Consider the following 17439-nt stretch of genomic DNA (forward strand, 5'->3'; position numbering starts at 1 on the left):
AGCGATGCGATTGGTGTAAGCTCGCGCCGACGATGGACAATATTCTGGAACGGCTGGCGGGATTGCGCGACCGTTTGGCCCCGGCCGAACGCCGGGTGGCCGACCGCACGCTCGACCATCCCGACGACATCACCCGTATGCCGATGAAGACGCTGGCCGCCGCCGCCAAGGTCAGCGAGCCCACGGTTTTGCGCGTCGTGCGGGCCTTGGGCCTGCGGGGCTATCCCGAGTTCAAGCTGCGCGTCGCGCAAAGCCTGGTGCGCGGCTTGCCCTATCTGCATCGCGAGATTGCACCCGGTGACGCGCTGGATGTCGTCGCCACCAAGGTGCTGGATTCGACCGTCTTCGCGATCAACGAGCTGCGCGCCACGCTCGATGCCGGCGCCATCCGCCGCGCGATCGACATCATCGCCAAAGCCAAGCGCCTGGATTGCTATGGCGTGGGGCCCGCCAACGGCTTGGCCTTCGACGCGCAACAGAAATTCATGCGCTACGGCATTCCGGCGATCGCCTATCTCGACGGGCATCTGCAAACCATGTCGGCGGCGGCGACCGGCCCGGGCACCGTCGCGCTCTGTTTTTCACATACCGGTGCCGTGAAAGACATCGTGCGCACGGCGGAAGTCGCGTTCCAAGCCGGCGCGCAAGTCATCGCGATCACGCGGCGCGACAGCCCGCTCGCCCGGCACGCCCATGTCGTCGTGCATGTCGCGGCGCAGGAAAACACCGAGCTGACCGCCCCGATGGTCAGCCGCATCGCGCATAATCTGGTCATCGACATTCTGGTGACCGGTGTCGGCCTCGCCATGGGCGAGCCGCTGCACGAGAAACTGCGCCGGGTGAAAGACAGCCTGGCCGAGCAGCGCATGCATGAAGGGCCGCGCCCGCGCACTACGCGCAAACGCCGCCATGTTCGTAAAACTACGTAGCCAATCGAAAAACCGCCCTCCATAATCGGGAAAACTACGCCTTTCGAAGGCCCCGCAGGGAGGGATCGTCATCTTGGCTTCGAACGCCATCGCGCGCGTCGTCGCGCATCCGCTGAAATGCGTGCTGCCCAAGACGCAGACCACCGGCCAGCGCGCCTTCCCGGAAATCGAACTCGTCATCGTCGAGGTCGAAACCGCCGACGGCATCGTCGGCTGGGGCGAATGCTTGGGCCGTACGGGCTCGCCCGCCTATGCCGCGATCGTCGAGAAATTGCTGGCCCCGCTGCTGATCGGCCAAGACTCGCGCGACATCGCTGGCTTGCACGCAAAAATGCGCCGCATCCTCACGGGACGTTCCGGCGGCATGCTGCTGGAAGCGATCGCGGGCGTGGATATCGCGCTGTGGGATATCGCGGGCAAGCGCGCGGGCGAACCGGTGTTCCGCCTGCTGGGGGGCATGTCGCGCCCGCGCATCGAAGCCTATGCCTCGTCGATCAATTGGACCGACGACAAGGGGGCGGCGGAGGAAACCGAAGCCGCCATCGCGCATGGCTTCAAGACGATCAAGGTCAAGATCGGCGCGCCGGTCGCGCGCGCCAAGGCGCGCATCGCCCAGCTTGCGAATGTCGCCAACGGCCGTGCGGCGCTGTTCGTCGATTCGAACTGGGCCTACACGGTCGACGAGGCGATCGAAGTCGCGGCCGCCTTGCGCGACAACGGCTATCGCTGGTTCGAAGAACCGATCGTGCCGGAGGATATCGCCGGTTATCGCCGCCTGCGTTCCCTCGGCTATTGCCCGATGGCGGCGGGCGAAAGCGATTTCACCGTGTGGCAGGCGCGCGATCTGGTCGCCGAACGCCTCGTCGATCTGATCCAGCCCGACGTCGCGCGCGCCGGCGGCATCACCGAAACGCGCCGCATCGCCGAACTCGCTTTCGCGCATAACGTGGGCTACGCGCCGCATGTCGGCTGGTCGGGGGCGGTGTGCGCCGCCGCCAGCATGCATCTCGCCAGCGCCATGCCGGCCTTCCGCATCTACGAATGCATGGTGTTCGACAATCCGCTGCGCGATGCGCTGACGCATCCGATCGTCGGCGAGCGCACGATGTTGAAGGACGGCATGCTCGACGTACCAACCGCGCCGGGCCTCGGCGTCGAAGTCGACCGCAAAATGCTCGCCAAATATCGCGCAAGCTAACCCAAAAAAAATATCTCGGGAGGAAATGCATATGAACGCCGTCGCTCCAGTCCTTCGCCGCCGCGCCTTCCTTGCCGGAAGTGCGGCGATCATCGGCAGCGCCGCCCTGCCCGCCATCGCCCAAGCCAAAACGCTGACCGCTTTCGGCCATCGCGTGCATCAGAATGTCGCCACGACAGGCCCCGGCGGCGACGCCACGGCGGCGTGGCGTCAAGCCTCCGGCTTCGACATCAATTGGGTGACGCTGGGCGACGTCAACGCGATCAACGAGCGTTTGCTGCGCGAATTGACGCTGCCGGAAACGGCGTTCGACCTCGCCTATCTGCTCAACGGCCGCGCGGTGCCGCGCAATCTGCGGCTCTTCGAACCGCTGGATGCGTTCCAGCGCGAAGCGCCGATCGAGGATTTCGACGATATCTCGGCGGGGCTGGTCGCACCGATGCGCCTGGATGGCGCCTTGCACGCGATCCCGATGCGCCACGCGACCAACGCGCTGGTCTATAACGAAGCCTTGTTCGAAGAACGCGGGGTCAAAGTTCCCGCCAATTTCGAGGAATTCGTCGACGCGGCGAAGAAGCTGACCTTCACGCGCCCCGACGGCACGCAAGTCTATGGCCTCGCCTTCACGGCCGTGTTCGCGTCGAACTTCCTGTCGGTCGCGCGCGCCTTCGACGGCGACTACATGACCGGCGACATGAAGGTGACGTGCGACCTGCCGTCGATGGTCAAGCCGATGGAGGCTTTGGCCGAGTTGTTCAAGGCCGGCGCCATTCCGCGCAATTTCGCCACCGTGAACAACGAGGAAATCACGACCTGGATGCAGCAAGGCCGGGCCGCGATGACGATCAACCCCTATGCGCGTCTCGTCAGCTACAACGACCCCGCGCTGTCGCGCTATCCGGGCAAGATCAAAGCCTCGGTCATGCCGATGACGGCGGCGCTGGCGGGCAAAACGCCCTACGCGTCGACCACCGAATATTGGTCCTTCGCCATTCCGCGCAATTCCAAGAACAAGCGCGCGGCGTGGGATTTGATCCGCGCGCTGTCGTCGAAGGCGGGCACGCTCGCCCAGGCGCGCAACGGCAACGGGCCGGTGCGCGTGTCGACCTATGCCGATTCCGCCTTCGCCTCGATGTTGCCTTACGCGGCGGCGGAAGCGGTGGCGCTCAAAACCGCGCGCATCCATTTGCCCGCTTTCGACAACCAAGCCCGCGCCCACGACGTGTTCGTCGAGGAAAGCCAAGCCGCGGTGCTGGGCATGAAGCCCGCCGAGCGCGCGATGGCCGATGCCGCCCGGCGCGTACGCGCGCTGCTGTGAGCGACACGGCCGCCAGTTTGCGCGGCAAACGCGCGTTGATCACCGGCTCGACCCAAGGGATCGGCCGGGCGATCGCGCGTGCACTTTCTTCGGCGGGGGCGAAGGTGTTTCTGCACGGGCTTGCCCCCGCCCCTTCGGTCGAAGCCGAAATGGGTGTCGGCTTCGCCGGATTCCTCGCCAACGATCTGGGCCAAGCGGGGGCGGCCGATGCGCTATTCGACGCCGCGCGCCAAAAGATGGGCGGGATCGACATCTTGATCCTGTGCGCCTCCGCCGAGATCCGCGAGACGCATGCCACCCTCACCGACGCGGCGGCGCAAACGCAGCTCGACGTGAATATCGCCGCGAGTTTGCGGTTGCTGACGCTGGCCGTGCCGCCGATGGAAGCGCAAGGCTGGGGCCGCGTCATCGCCATCGGCTCGGTGCAGGAGATCCATCCCAATCCAGACGCGATCGTCTACACCGCGACCAAAGCGGCGCAGACCTCGATGATGCGCACGCTGGCGCGCCACGCGGCGCGCAATGGTGTCACGTTCAATACGCTGCGCCCCGGCGCCATCGAAACGGAGCGCAACGCCGCCAAGCTCGCCGATCCGGCGTTCCGCGCGAATATCATCGCGCGCATTCCGGCAGGGCGCTTGGGGCAGCCGGAGGATTGCGCCGGCATCGCGGTCGTTTTGTGCGGCGATGCGTGCGCCTATATCAACGGTGCGGAAATCCCCGTCGATGGGGGGCTCGGACTATGAACGCGCCCGGCAATCCCAACCGCCTGCATCCGATGCATCTGGCGATGATCGTGCCGGTGCAGGCGTTGCTGATCGCGACGATCTTCCTGCCGTCGATATACGTGTTCTGGCTGTCGCTGAACGAATCGAGCTTCGGCGTGGCGCCCAAATTCGTCGGGCTTCGCAACTATGTCGAAGTGCTGAGCGATCCCTATTTCTGGCGCGCTTTCGTCAACACGGCGATCGTCATCAACATCGTCGTCTATGTCGAATTGGCGCTGGGCATGGCGATGGCGCTGCTCTTCGCGACCGGCATTCCCTTCCGCAAGACGATGATCTCCATCGTCCTTGCCCCCTACGCGATTTCGGAAGTCGCGGCGGTGGTGATGTGGCGCTTCATGCTCGATCCGTCGATCGGCATGGTCAGCCAAACCCTCACGGCCCTCGGCCTGCCGACCATCGAATGGTCGGTCGTCCCCGCCCACGGTCTGGCTGTCGTCTGCGCGCTGTCGGTGTGGCTGCATCTGCCCTTCACCTTCCTGATCCTGTACGCCGCCCGCCTTGCCATTCCCGCCGATCTATACGAGGCCGCGCGCATCGACGGCGCGTCGCCCTGGAAGCAGTTCGTCCACATCACCGTGCCGGTGCTGATGCCCGCGATCCTGGTCGCGGTGCTGTTCCGCTACATCTTCGCCTTCCGCATGTTCTCCGAAGTGTGGCTCGTCACCGGCGGCGGCCCGGCGCGCTCGACTGAAGTGCTGGCCGTTTATCTCTATCAAGAAGCATTCCGCTACAACGAATTCGGCATCGCCTCGGCGACCGGGTGGTTGATGGTGGCGGGTTCGATCCTGCTCGCCATTCCCTATCTGCGCTCGCTCTATAAGCGGACCCTGACCGATGCGTAGGCCGCTTTACATCAAGGCCCTGCGCGGCCTCGCGCTGCTCGCCATCGCCTTCTGGTCGGCGTTCCCGATCGCGCTGGTCGTGCTGTCGTCGTTCAAGCCGGCGCGCGATATTTTCGTCTTTCCGCCGACTTGGGCGTTTACGCCCACTTTCGCGAATTATGCGGGGCTGTGGCTGCGCTGGCCCGATTTCTTCCGCACGCTGGGGAATTCGCTGATCGTGACGCTGGGCGCCACGGCGCTCGCGGTGATCGTCAGCGCGATGGCGGGCTACGTCTATTCGCGCAAGCGCAACCCGTATCTGGCGGGCTCGGCCTTCTTCATGATCTTCGTGCGACTGTTCCCGCCGATCGTGGTGACGCTGCCGCTGTTCCCGCTGGTCAACGCGCTGCGCCTCAACGACACGCATCTGATCCTCGTGATCCTCTACGCCACGTTCTTCGTGTCGATGGGCACGATGATCCTGAAAGCCTTCGTCGACCAGATCCCGCGCGAGTTGGACGAAGCCGCGATGGTCGACGGGGCCGGTGTGTGGTCGGTGTTCTGGCGCGTGATCCTGCCCTTGTCCGCGCAAGGAATGATCGCGGTCGGCGTGTTCGTCTTCGTCTATGCGTGGAACGAGTTCCTGTTCGCCTTCATCTTCACGACCTCCGCCGCCAAAACCGCACCGCTGGTGCTGTCGGAAATGACCGGCGCGGTCGACGGCGTGGAATGGGGCGTGTTGTTCGCCGCCACCACGGTGCAGCTCGTGCCCGTGCTGATCTTCGTCCTGCTCGCCCAAAAATACCTCATCGCCGGCCTCACCGCCGGCGCCACGAAAGGATAGGTTATGGACACGCTGACAGCACTTCGTCTGGCGAATCCCAAGCTCTCGCGCTTCTCGCCGATGAGCCGAATCATCGCGTTCGACGATTTCGACGACGGTTTCTGCGGCTACACCCAGCTCGTCGGCAATTACGAGCACACGCTGGATTCGATGCTGGCGGGCTACGCCCAGCACACGCATCCGCAGCTCTCCAACCTGGCGAATTGGGATTCCGGCACGCACGGATCCTTCGACGGCAATTACGCGCTGAAAATCCAGACGCGCCCCAAGCGCGGCGCGCAGAATGTGGCGCTGAAGCGCCTCACCTTCCGCGAGCCCGGCCCGATCCGCCTTGAATTCTATTTCACCTTCAAGCCCGAGGCGAACGAGCTGCGCCTATCCGAAACCGACGTGCGCTCGATCGGCTTCCTCTACGATCTGCAAACCGGTTTCGAGAAGGGCGGGACGCGCGTCATGCCGCATGTGCGCTTCCTTAACGCGCTCGACGGCGAGCATTTGCAGAAATGGCAGACCAAGTCGCGCACCACCGCGATGCTGCCGCTGGGCACGGAAGGAAAGACCGTCACGCATTACCATCTGTCGCCGACGGATTGGGAGGATCTCAAGAACGGCGAGCAGAAGCTCTGCTACAACGAGATCCCGACCAAGGTGAATTGGCACTATGTGCGCTACGATTTCGATCTGCGCACGATGCGGGCGATCTCGCTTCAGTGCAACGACCGCCAATGGGACATGTCGGGCGTCGATCCGATCGTGATCCCGGCGATGCGGAATCTGTGGTGCATGCTGAATATCTGCTTCTTCGCCGAAGCGGATACCGACAAGCGCGCCCTCTTCTATCTCGACTCCGTCTGCCTTTCGGGAGAATTCGCATGATGCGCCAATGCGTCACCGCCATCGTTTCGCGCAACGAAGTGTGGTCGGGCAAAGCGGCGAGCGAGCCCTATGAATGCGGCTGGGCGGGCGAAGCCATCGTGTGGCTGCGCTGCCTGGGTGCGGTCAAAGGCAAGCCCGGCACGGCAAAAGCCCGCGTGCAGATCTCGCCCGACGGCATGCGTTGGATCGACGAAGGCACGAAGCTCAAATTTCCTGCCAAGGAAGGCGCCATCGCGCATGCGCGCCTGACGAATTTCGGCAATTTCCTGCGCGTCGTCGCCGACATGCCGAAGGGCGCGTCGGCCAAAATGCTTCTCACCTTGACCCTGAAGGAGTGACCGCCATGCGTATCACCCGCCGCACGCTGCTCGCCGGGACGGCCGCCGTTTTGGCCGCCCCCGCCGTTCACGCCCAAGCCACGCGCCGCCTGAACGTGTTCGGGCATCGCGTCCACAAGACCGTCACCGCCGGCCAAGGCGGCGACATCATCGAGGCGTGGGCCAAGGAAAACCGCGTCGACGTCGAATGGGTGACGTTCGACACCGGCCCCTTGCAGGAACGCCTGTTCCGCGAAGCCTCGCTCGCCGAAGGCGCCGTCGATGTCGGTTTCATCCTGAACACCCAGGCGACACCGCGCATCGCGAGCCTGTTCGAGCCGCTGGACGATTTCATGCGTCAGGCGCCGATCGAAGATAAGGCCGACGTGTTCCCCGGCATGCTGTCGGGCCTGACGGTACAGGACAAGCTCTACGGCTTGCCCTTCCGCCACGCGTCGTCGGGCATGCACTACAACGAGGAATTCTTCCAGGAGCGCGGCCTGTCGGGCGCGCCCAAGACGATCGAAGACCTGGCCGAATTCGCCAAGCGCACGAGTTGGACGCGCAACAACCAGCCGGTCGTCGGCCTGGTGCTGCCGGGCGTGACCTACCCCAACGTCATCGACATCGCGCGCGCTTGGGACGGCGAGTTCATCACGCCGGACATGCGCGTCGTCGCCAACGAAGCGCCGATGGTCAACGCCATCACGCTGCTGCGCGATCTGTTCGTCGCCGGCGCCTTCCCGCGCAATTTCGCCTCGATCAGCACCGAGGACGTGAATGTGTGGATGCAGACGGGCCGTGCGGCGATGGTCATCAACTCGATGGGCCGCAACTCGATCTACAACGATCCCGCGCGCTCGCAGTTCCCCGGCAAGTTCAAGACGACGACGATCCCGATCTCGCGCGAATTCGCCAACAAGTTCGAAGTGGCGCCCGCGAAGGTCGAGTTCTGGGGCATGGCGATCCCCAAGAACACCAAGAACAAGGAACTGGCCTGGGGCCTGATGCGCCAGATGCTGTCGAAGGAGTCGACGCTGAAGGCCGCGCTGAACGGCAACGGCCCGGTGCGCAACTCGACCTACGACGATGCGCGCATCAAGGAAAAACTGCCCTTCGCCGAGGAGGAGCGCAAAGTCCTGCGCGTCGCGCGCGTGCCGATGCCCGCCTTCGACAACGCGCAACGGGCGGCCGATCTGTTCAAGGAGGAGGCGGAAGCCGCCATCCTGGGCATGAAGACGCCGCGCGCGGCGATGGACGACCTGACGCGGCGCACGCAGCGCCTGTTGCAGGGCTAAAGCAGCGCGTCGCGCGTGCTGGGCGCGCCGAGATGGGCGACGACGTCGCCCGCCTCGGTCCGCGCCGGCACGCGGCGGCACATCACGATGCCGGGCGCTTCGAAACGGATCGTTTCGGGGGCCCGGTCCGGCCGCTCGATATCGTGCAAGCGCCCCGCGATATCGCCCGCCGCCACGCTTTGGCCCAGCGACGTCGCGGGCTCGAACAAGCCCCGCCCGGGCGAGCGCACGAAATGACGCGGCTCGACCGCCAGAAGCCGCACGGGCTTGACCAAAGGCTTGGGCACCGTGACGCCCGCGAAAGCGAGGAAGCGCGAAACGCCGTCGCGCGCCACGCTCAACGAATAGGGCGTCAAGCTGCCCGCCCCGCCCAGCTCCGCCGAGATCGCGACCTTGCCCGCCGATTGCGCCGCCGACAAAAACGTGCCGATGGCTTGGGGCTTGGCCACCACGCCCGCATCGGGGGCGCCGAAGGCGATCAACGCGTCGAGCGTGCGCGCGCGTAAATCCTTGTCCGCCGGCAGCCGCGCCCAGGCGCAGGGCATGTATTCCAGCGTGCGCCCGCCCGAATGCAAGTCGAGCACGTAGTCGGCGAGCGGCAGCAGCAGCCGCGTGATGCCTTCGGCGATTTGCGCGGTCGGCGTGCCGTCGCCCTTGCCCGGAAACACGCGCGCGAGATTGCCGCCATCGACCGGCGAGGTGCGCCGCCCGATCGCGGCGGCGGGCGCGTTCGCCGCCGGCACGATGATCAGGCGCCCGCGCAAGGACGACGGCTCGATATCGCGCGCGAGGTCGGACAGCGCCACCTGGCCTTCGTATTCGTCGCCATGCACGCCCGCCGTCGCCAGCACCGTGGGCCCGGGGGCGCCATTGATCACGATCACCGGAATGACGATCTGGCCATAGGCGGATTCGTCGTGCGACCACGGCAAACGCATGGCGCCGAAAACCCGGCCGAGCCGTTCCAGCGGGATATCGAGTTCGGCGGGGCCGCTCATGCGTCACCTTCGAACACGCCGGCGTGAACGAACAAGCCGGGTGCGCCGCCCGAATGCAGGAACAGCGCGTCGGCGGTTTTCGGAATGCGCCCGTCGGCGAGACCGGCGATCAAGCCCGCCAGCGCCTTGCCGCTATAGACCGGATCGAGCACCAGCCCTTGCGTGCGGCCCGCAAGGCGCACGGCGGCGATGGATTCGGGCGACGGCACGCCATAGCCGGGGCCGGTCATCTCGATCATGTCGAAATCGTTCTCGGCAAGGCGGGTGGAAATGCCGAGCACCTCGGCGCCGCGCGCGGCGACATCGACGATCCACGGCCGCAAACGCGATGCCGGTTGCTGCACCGATACGCCGACAAGGCGCGGGCCAAGCCCGCGATGTTTGAAGCCCAGCGCCAGCCCGGCGAGCGTCAAGGACGAGCCGCAGGCGACGACCATATGCGTCGCCGTATCGCCGCCCTGTTCGAGAATTTCGTCCGCCCCTTGCGCCCAGGCGGCGACACCCAAACCCGCCGTGTCGCCGGTGAGTTGGACGATCAGCGGCTTTCGGCCCTTGGCACGCGCCGCGTCCGCGATCTCGTCGAGCTTGGCGCGGATCGCCGGGTCCCACGGATCGGTCAAATCCGTGAATGTGACCTCGGCACCGAAGACGTGATCGAGCAGCAGATTGCCGATGCGCGGGCTGCCGGGTTTTCCGCGCAACAACAGCGCGCAACCCAAGCCGATCTTGGCGGCCGAGCCCGACAGCGCGCGGCAGAAATTCGATTGCGCGGCGGCGGTGGAAATCACCATGTCCGCGCCCTTGGCTTTGGCGTCGCCCAGGATCAATTCGATCTGGCGCAGCTTGTTGCCGCCGAACGCCGCGCCGGCCAGATCTTCGCGCTTGATCCGCAACGATGCCGCGCCGATCGCGGCGGCAAGGCGGGGTGCCGCCTCAATGGGCGTGGGGAAACGCGCCAAATCGACGCGCGGGAGGACCGTTTTCGCCAGGGCTTCCATAGGTTTGAATTAAACCAATGCACGCCCCACGGCAACGCATGCAAGGCGGTATTGCGGCGCGCGCAACGGGCCGCCAGACTGGCGGGCATGAGCGACGCCCCCCTCGTCTTCTACGCGACATCGCTGGCGGCACGGCTGGCGGCGGGGGCGTTCGGGCTTGCCGCCATCGCGGGCGGGGTGGCGCTGCTGCGGGGGGCCGCGTCGGTGTGGATCGCCGGCGCGCTGATCGCGGGCGGGGCGGCGGTTGCGCTCTACGGCTTCGTCACGCGCGAAGTGTCGCTGACGGGCGCCACGCTTCGCTGCGGCACGTCCGACCGCATGATCGCGCTTGGCGAATTCACCGACGTGCGCGAAACGACGCGCACCGACCGGGGCCCGCGCAACGAATTCCGGGGCGAACGCGTGCAGCTGGTCCTCACCGGCCCTGACGGCCGGACCGAGACCTGCCAGCTTTATCATCGCCTCGCCCCCGCCGAGCGGGAACGCCTGCTCGCCGAAATCCGGGCGCGATTGCGCGCGTGAGCTACGCCGCCGCGCGCGTTTTCTGCATCACGTCGGCGATGATCTCGAACGAGCGCAGGCGTTTGGCGAAATCGAACATGTCGGAGACGATCATCAACTCGTCCGCTTGGGTGCGCGCGACGAACGCGTCGATACCTTTTCGCACCGTTTCCGGCCCGCCCATGATGCTGGCCCCCAGCATCTGCATGGCGTGCGCTTTCTCCTGCGGCGTCCAATAGGTCTCGATATCATCGATCGGCGGCTTGGTCGGCTCGCGCACGCCCCGGAACATATCCGCGACCGACATCTGCTTCGACGTCGCCAGATAGCGCGCCTCCGCGTCGCTCTCGGCCGCGAAGATATTCACGCCGACCAGCGCATAGGGCTTCGCCAATGTGTCGGACGGCTTGAAACGTTCGCGATAGATTTGCAGCGCCCGATCCAGCATCTGCGGGGCGAAATGCGAGGCGAAGCCGAAGGGAAGCCCCAGCTCCGCCGCCAATTGCGCGCCGTAGAGGCTCGATCCCAAAATCCACAGCGGCACGTTCGTGCCCGCCCCCGGCACCGCCTCGATCCGCTGGCCCGGCTGGACGGGGCCGAGGAAGGCCTGAAGTTCGAGCACGTCTTGCGGGAAATTCTCGGCACTTTCGGGATCGCGCCGAAGGGCGCGCAATGTCATTTGATCGGTGCCGGGCGCGCGGCCGAGGCCCAAATCGATGCGGCCGGGGAACAGCGTTTCCAGCGTGCCGAATTGTTCGGCGATCACATAAGGCGCGTGGTTGGGCAGCATGATCCCGCCCGCACCGACGCGGATCGTTTTCGTGCCCGCCGCGATATGGGCGATCACCACCGACGTCGCGGCCGTGCTGACCGAGGGCATGTTGTGATGCTCGGCGACCCAAATGCGCTTATAGCCCCAATTTTCGGCGTGCTGGGCCAAAGCGCGCGCATCGTCCAGGGCCGCACGCCGGTCCGAGCCCTGCCGGACGCGGCCAAGTTCGAGAATGGACAATTGAACCACGTGACTATTCCTTTCGGCCGCCGGATCGCCCCTATAAGTGGCTACGGGCTTCCCCAAAGACAAGGCGGCTGCGGGGGGCTTTACACGGGGCCGGCGGATACGGCACAACGCCCCTCGACGAGGCAGGATGCCGGGTTAGCTCAGCGGTAGAGCAGCGGTTTTGTAAACCGAAGGTCGGGGGTTCAATCCCCTCACCCGGCACCAGCGCCGCCCTTGCGGGAGACGACGCAATGTCCGAATTCGGTCTCTCGGCAGCGCAGGTCGCGGCCCTCGACACGCCCATTCTGACGGCGTTGAAAACATCGCATCGCGGGCTGGCGCTGAACGGGCGTTTCGTCTCGCGCTACCCCGCCGAGATCGCGCCCTTCGCCGCCTTCCACGCGGAGACGCCGGCGGCGCATGACGAATTGCGGGACTTCGCCAAACTCGGCCCGGTCGCTTTGCTCTACCCCGATATTGGCGCGCCCGCCCCGATCGCGGGGCTCGAGACCAAGCTCGCCGCCAAGGTCATGCAGATGATCGCGACGATCCCGGCCGCAGCACCGCCGGGTTTCGCGCCCGAAACCTTGGGCGTGGCGGACGCGCCTGCGATGCTGGAACTGACCGCGCTGACCAAGCCCGGTCCGTTCTTCGCGCGCACCCACGAACTCGGCCGCTATATCGGGATACGCATCGACGGGCGGCTCGCCGCCATGGCGGGCGAACGGATGCGCCCGCAAGGCTTCACCGAGATCAGCGCCGTCTGCGTCCATCCCGATTTTCGCGGCCAAGGCCATGCTTTGGCGCTGGTCAAATCTTTGATGGGCAGCATCGCGGCGCGCGGCGAACGGCCGTTCCTCCATCTCTATGCCGACAATCCGGGGGCGCGCGCGTTGTACGAGCGCCTCGGCTTCGTGCCGCGCCAAACCTTCGAGTTCCGGGTGATGGCCGCCCCCGCCTAAACGGAACCGTCACCCCGACGCGATATTGTGGAAACCACCGCGCGTGGTAACATAACTGCAATAATAGGGGGCTTTCACGAATGGACGGAACGACGCCGCAGGCGCCCACGCCTGCTGTCATGGCGGCACTGGCCGCCTATCAACCGGGGCGTTCGCTGCCCCAAGCGCTTTATACCTCGCCCGAAGCCTTCGCCGCCGATATGGCGAAGATCCACCGCAAGCATTGGCTGTTCGCGGGCTACGGGTTCGAGATTCCCAATCCCGGCGATTGGTTCGTCTACACGGTCGCGGGGTCGGAGATCGTGTTCGCGCGCGGGCGCGACATGAAAGTGCGCGGCTTCCACAATGTGTGCCGCCATCGCGGCTCGCGCATTTGCCTGGAAGGCCACGGCCACAGCTCCGTCCTCGCCTGCCCCTATCACAAATGGAGCTACGGGCTCGACGGTGCGCTGCTGCTCGACACCGCCAAGGAATTCGGCGTGCCGAAATCCGAACTGGGCCTGAAGCAAGTCGCGGTCGCCGATGCGGGCGGCTTGCTGTTCTTCTCGATCGCCGAGAACCCGCCGGACTTCTCCGAAGCCGTCGAAACAATCGGCCGCAAGATGAAGCCGCACGCCCTGCACCGCGTGAAGATCGCGCATCAGGCCGAATATCGCGTGAAGGCGAATTGGAAGGTCGTGTTCGAGAACAACCGCGAGTGCTATCACTGCCCGACCAACCACGCGGAATATAACCTGACCGCTTACGACGTCGAACGCGACCGCGCGGTGATGGACCCGGCCTTGCTGCCCGCGATCGAAGCGATCGTCGCCAAGGCCAACGAACGCTTCGCCGCGTTGGGCTACGACACGGGCGACGCCAGCTCCAACATGACCGGCAAGAACTGGCGCTGCCATCGCACACCGCTGAAGGAAGGCTTCGTCACCCAATCGCTGGACGGCAAGCCGGTCTCGCGCCTGATGGGCGACGTCAAGGAATGGGACAGCGGCACGCTGCGCTGCACGGTGTTCCCGAATTTCTGGCAGCACACCAATTGCGACTACGCGTGTGCGGCGCGCCTCACGCCGATCTCCGCCAACGAGACGCTCGTGCGCGGCTATTGGCTGGTCGACAAGGACGCGGTCGAAGGCAAGGACTACGAGCTGCCGCGCCTCCTGGAAATGTGGGACGCGACGAATTCCCAGGATTGGGTGATCTGCGAAAACCAGCAGGCCGGCATTTCCTCGCCCGCTTACGAGCCCGGCCCCTATTCCACCTTGCGCGAACGGAACGTGGCGCATTTCGTCGACTGGTATCTGGGAGAAATGCGTGGCTGACATTCCGGCGCAGGCCCGCATCGTCGTCATCGGCGGCGGTGCGATCGGCTGCTCGATCGCCTATCACCTCGCCAAGCTCGGCGAGCGCGATGTCGTCGTTCTCGAAAAAGCGGCGTTGACCCACGGGTCGACCTGGCATGCGGCGGGCCTCGTCGGGCAGTTGCGTTCCAAGCGCAATTTGACGCGCCTGATGCAGTATTCCGCGCGCCTCTACGCGACGCTGGAGGAGGAAACCGGCCAAGCGGTCGAGTGGAAACCGGTCGGTTCATTGCGGCTCGCGTCGTCCGAAGAACGCTGGTCGGAACTGAAACGCATGGCGACGACCGCGCGCAGTTTCGATTTCGAACTTCATACGCTGTCGATCAAGGAAGCCGTCGATAAATTCCCGCTGATCGATCCCAAAGGTGTGGTCGGCGCGGTGTGGGTGCCGAATGACGGCTCGGTCGATCCGTCGAGCCTGACGCAAGCCTATGCGCGCGGCGCCAAGAAGGGCGGCGTGAAATTCATCGAAGGGATTCGCGTCACCGGCTTCGGATCGAAGGATCGGCGCATCACCAGCGTGCGTACCGACAAGGGCGACATCGCGTGCGAGATCGTGGTCAACGCCGCCGGCATTTGGGCGCGCGACGTGGCGAAATTCGCGGGCGTGTCCGTCCCCGCCGGCGCGGTCGAGCACCAATACCTGATCACCGAGAAGCGCGACGACATGCCCAAGGGCCTGCCGACATTGCGCGACCCCGACAACATCTTCTATCTGAAGCCCGAGCCGAGGGCGCTCGCCATCGGCGGCTGGGAACAGGGCACGCCGACCTTCGGCGCCGGCGGCATGAATTTCGATTTCGGGCGCGAGTTGCTGCCGCCCAACCAAGATCGCCTGGAAGCCTTCGTGCTGCCGGCGGCCGAACGCTTGCCGATCCTCAACGAGATCGGCATTCGCACCGTGATCAACGGGCCGATTCCGATTTCGCCCGACGGCGAGCCGATTCTGGGCTTGGCGCCGGAGCGCGACAATTTCTACGTCGCGTGCGGCTTCACCTCGGGTATTGCGGCCTCCGGCGGTGCGGGCAAGGCGATGGCCGAGTGGATCGTCGCGGGCGAACCGTCGATGGATTTGTGGGCGTTCGACGTGCGCCGCTTCGGCAAGCATCACATGTCGGCCAAGTATCTCGCCGAGCGCAGCGTCGACGCCTATTGGCGTTACTACCAGATCCATTACCCGGTCGAGGAGCTTGAGTCCGCGCGCGGCGGGCGGCGCAGCCCGCTTTACGACAAGCTCAAAGCGCAAGGTGCCGTGTTCGGCTCGCGCTTCGGCTGGGAGCGCGCGAATTGGTTCGCACCTAAGGGCACGGAAGCCGTCGACAAGCCGTCTTTCGAATCGCGCCCGAATTGGTTCAATGCGATCGCCGCCGAGTGCAAAGCCGCGCGCGAACGCGCGGTGATGATCGACCAATCCTCGTTCTCGAAATTCGAGATCACGGGGCCCGGCGCCTTCGCCGCCGTGCAGCGTTTGGCGGCCAACGAAATCGACAAGCCTTCCGGCAGCTTGATCTACACGCAGCTGTGCAATTCGCGCGGCGGGATCGAGGCCGATCTGACTTTCGCGCGCCTCGACGAGAACCGCTTCTACATGGTCACGGGCAGCGCCTTCGGCGTGCGCGACCGCGCCTGGATCGAGAAGAATCTGCCGCGCGACGGCTCGGTCACGTTGACCGATGTGACGTCGGCGCGCGCCGTGATCAATCTCGGCGGCCCGCGCTCGCGCGATATCCTGGCCAAGGTCGCGGATGGCGACGTGTCGAACGCGGCGTTCCCCTATATGACCGCGCAGGAAATCCGCATCGGCTTCGCGCCGGTGCTGGCGTTGCGCGTGACGTATCTGGGCGAGCTCGGCTGGGAACTGCACATGCCGGTCGAATACGCCGCGCATGTTTACGAACTCCTGCAAGCGGCCGGTGCCGAATTCGGCGTGGCGAATGCCGGCTATCGCGCGATCGAATCTTTGCGTCTCGAGAAACGCTATCTCTATTGGGGCGCGGATATCACGCCCGATTACACGCCTTACGAAGCGGGCTTAGGATTCTGCGTGGCGCTCGGCAAGAAATCCGATTTCATCGGCCGCGCGGCGCTGGAGAAAGCCAAAGCCGAGGGCGTCAAACGCAAGCTGATCGTGCTGACGGTCGACGCGCCCGTGCAGCTCTATGGTGGCGAGACGATTTTGCGCGGCGGCAAGACGCTGGGCACGGCGTCGTCCGGCGGCTGGGGCCACACGATCGGCAAAGGCATTCTGTTCGGCTATGTGCCCGCCGACGAAGCCCAGCACCGCGATTGGGAGATCGAGTCCTTCACCCAGCGCCATGCGGCCGTGCGCATCGACGGGGCGGCGGTCGATCCCAAACGCGCGAAGATTTTGGCTTAGGCGGCGAGCTCGCGCGCGACGCCGACCAGGCGTGCGCCGTTGATCGGCTTTTGCAGGATACGATCGGCACCGAGCCGGTCGGCGGCTTGCAGCGTCGTCGATGCCTCCATCCGGCCTTCGAGCCCGGCGGAGACCGCCAGAATCTTCGTGCCGCGCCAGCCGCGCCGCACCACGCGGATCGCTTCGATCCCGCTGATGCCCGGCATGAAGATGTCGATGATCGCGAGATCGACGCCGATCGCTTCGGGCGATTCCAGTGCGGCGTCGAAGGTTTCATATGCGAAGATTTCGTAGCCCGCCTTTGCGAGCACGGCGCAATAGATCTCGCGCACCGTCGCCGTATCGTCGACGATGATCGCGCGGCGCGCGCGTTTGGCCTGGCCGAAGCCCTTTTTCGCCAGTGCCGTCAGCAGTGCGGCGGGATCGGAACCCGGCATCAAAATGGCGACGGCGCCGATGGCGCGCGCGTGATCGAGATGGATCCGATCCGACGAATCGGCGCCGGGCGGCAAGGCGAGCACGGCGGCGGCGTGGGGGCGGATCTCCGCCAGCAAGTCGAGGAACTTGACCGCATCGGCGATCGGCAGGCTGGCATCGATAATGACGAAGCGCGTGTCGGGATCGCCGGCATTGGCGAGAGCGCCCGTCACGCTGGCCGCGCGCAGCGCGGTATGGCCGAAAATCGCCAACGCCTCGTCGATCCCCCCGCAGGGGCCGAGCAGCAAAATCGGGCCTAAAGTGACTTTCTGGGCGGGCATAACGACCTCCGCCGCCCATAAGCCATACGAAGCTGAAGCCAAGCTTTCGCCGCAGCGCAAAAATTCCGTCTTTTCCCCTTTGGGCCGCGAATCTGTATGAT

The 17439-nt window shown here is 65.4% G+C and carries 17 protein-coding genes and 1 tRNA gene; 14 read left to right on the forward strand and 4 right to left on the reverse strand.

Features of this window, described 5'->3' with window-relative positions:
• Positions 1–32 precede the first annotated feature (32 nt).
• The 9 genes from J0H39_15140 (at position 33) to J0H39_15180 (ending at position 8389) form a co-directional block, all read left to right on the forward strand.
• Entirely contained in the window at positions 33–929 is an 897-nt protein-coding gene (locus tag J0H39_15140) for an SIS domain-containing protein (GenBank protein ID MBN9498089.1), read from the forward strand.
• A gap of 64 nt (positions 930–993) precedes the next feature.
• Complete coding sequence (locus J0H39_15145; protein MBN9498090.1) at positions 994–2127, forward strand: mandelate racemase/muconate lactonizing enzyme family protein; 1134 nt, start codon at positions 994–996, stop codon at positions 2125–2127.
• A 31-nt stretch (positions 2128–2158) separates the two neighbouring features.
• Complete coding sequence (locus J0H39_15150; protein ID MBN9498091.1) at positions 2159–3445, forward strand: extracellular solute-binding protein; 1287 nt, start codon at positions 2159–2161, stop codon at positions 3443–3445.
• Positions 3442–4191 carry an SDR family oxidoreductase gene (locus J0H39_15155; GenBank protein MBN9498092.1) on the forward strand — a complete coding sequence of 250 codons (750 nt, stop codon included), beginning with the start codon at positions 3442–3444 and terminating at the stop codon, positions 4189–4191. Before J0H39_15150 ends, J0H39_15155 begins: the two co-directional genes overlap by 4 nt.
• A complete protein-coding gene (locus J0H39_15160) occupies positions 4188–5075 on the forward strand; it encodes a sugar ABC transporter permease (protein ID MBN9498093.1) in 888 nt (295 codons plus the stop codon). Before J0H39_15155 ends, J0H39_15160 begins: the two co-directional genes overlap by 4 nt.
• The gene (locus tag J0H39_15165) at positions 5068–5898 is read left to right on the forward strand and encodes a carbohydrate ABC transporter permease (protein MBN9498094.1); all 831 of its coding nucleotides are present in this window, start codon (positions 5068–5070) and stop codon (positions 5896–5898) included. The genes J0H39_15160 and J0H39_15165 overlap by 8 nt, the downstream gene beginning before the upstream one ends.
• 3 nt (positions 5899–5901) lie before the next feature.
• Entirely contained in the window at positions 5902–6774 is an 873-nt protein-coding gene (locus tag J0H39_15170) for a hypothetical protein (protein ID MBN9498095.1), read from the forward strand.
• Positions 6771–7112 carry a hypothetical protein gene (locus J0H39_15175; protein MBN9498096.1) on the forward strand — a complete coding sequence of 114 codons (342 nt, stop codon included), beginning with the start codon at positions 6771–6773 and terminating at the stop codon, positions 7110–7112. Before J0H39_15170 ends, J0H39_15175 begins: the two co-directional genes overlap by 4 nt.
• 5 nt (positions 7113–7117) lie before the next feature.
• Positions 7118–8389 (forward strand): extracellular solute-binding protein, encoded by a 1272-nt coding sequence (locus J0H39_15180; protein ID MBN9498097.1) that lies wholly within the window; start codon positions 7118–7120, stop codon positions 8387–8389.
• Here J0H39_15180 and J0H39_15185 read toward each other — a convergent pair.
• On the reverse strand, positions 8386–9387 hold the full coding sequence (locus J0H39_15185) for a succinylglutamate desuccinylase/aspartoacylase family protein (protein ID MBN9498098.1): 1002 nt from the start codon (positions 9385–9387) through the stop codon (positions 8386–8388). The two genes, J0H39_15180 and J0H39_15185, sit on opposite strands and share 4 nt — an antisense overlap.
• A complete protein-coding gene (locus tag J0H39_15190) occupies positions 9384–10385 on the reverse strand; it encodes a pyridoxal-phosphate dependent enzyme (GenBank protein MBN9498099.1) in 1002 nt (333 codons plus the stop codon). Before J0H39_15190 ends, J0H39_15185 begins: the two co-directional genes overlap by 4 nt.
• Positions 10386–10472: 87 nt before the next feature.
• On the opposite strand from J0H39_15190, the gene J0H39_15195 reads away from it, so the two are divergent.
• Complete coding sequence (locus tag J0H39_15195; protein MBN9498100.1) at positions 10473–10907, forward strand: hypothetical protein; 435 nt, start codon at positions 10473–10475, stop codon at positions 10905–10907.
• A 1-nt stretch (position 10908) separates the two neighbouring features.
• Here J0H39_15195 and J0H39_15200 read toward each other — a convergent pair whose 3' ends face one another.
• Positions 10909–11907: an LLM class flavin-dependent oxidoreductase gene (locus tag J0H39_15200; protein MBN9498101.1), complete on the reverse strand. Its 999-nt coding sequence runs from the start codon at positions 11905–11907 to the stop codon at positions 10909–10911.
• A 129-nt stretch (positions 11908–12036) separates the two neighbouring features.
• Here J0H39_15200 and J0H39_15205 point away from each other — a divergent pair.
• From J0H39_15205 to J0H39_15220, 4 genes are all read left to right on the forward strand, one after another.
• Positions 12037–12111: transfer RNA gene (locus J0H39_15205), tRNA-Thr, on the forward strand.
• Between the two features lie 26 nt (positions 12112–12137).
• Positions 12138–12848, forward strand: a complete 711-nt coding sequence (locus J0H39_15210) for a GNAT family N-acetyltransferase (protein MBN9498102.1) — start codon at positions 12138–12140, stop codon at positions 12846–12848.
• A gap of 80 nt (positions 12849–12928) precedes the next feature.
• Positions 12929–14164, forward strand: a complete 1236-nt coding sequence (locus tag J0H39_15215; protein ID MBN9498103.1) for an aromatic ring-hydroxylating dioxygenase subunit alpha — start codon at positions 12929–12931, stop codon at positions 14162–14164.
• A gap of 1 nt (position 14165) precedes the next feature.
• On the forward strand, positions 14166–16580 hold the full coding sequence (locus J0H39_15220) for a GcvT family protein (protein ID MBN9498104.1): 2415 nt from the start codon (positions 14166–14168) through the stop codon (positions 16578–16580).
• On the opposite strand, the gene J0H39_15225 is transcribed toward J0H39_15220, so the two are convergent.
• Positions 16577–17338, reverse strand: a complete 762-nt coding sequence (locus J0H39_15225; protein ID MBN9498105.1) for a response regulator — start codon at positions 17336–17338, stop codon at positions 16577–16579. The two genes, J0H39_15220 and J0H39_15225, sit on opposite strands and share 4 nt — an antisense overlap.
• Between the last annotated feature and the right edge of the window lie 101 nt (positions 17339–17439).

It is taken from the genome of Alphaproteobacteria bacterium (assembly GCA_017308135.1).
Lineage (GTDB): Bacteria > Pseudomonadota > Alphaproteobacteria > CACIAM-22H2 > CACIAM-22H2 > Tagaea.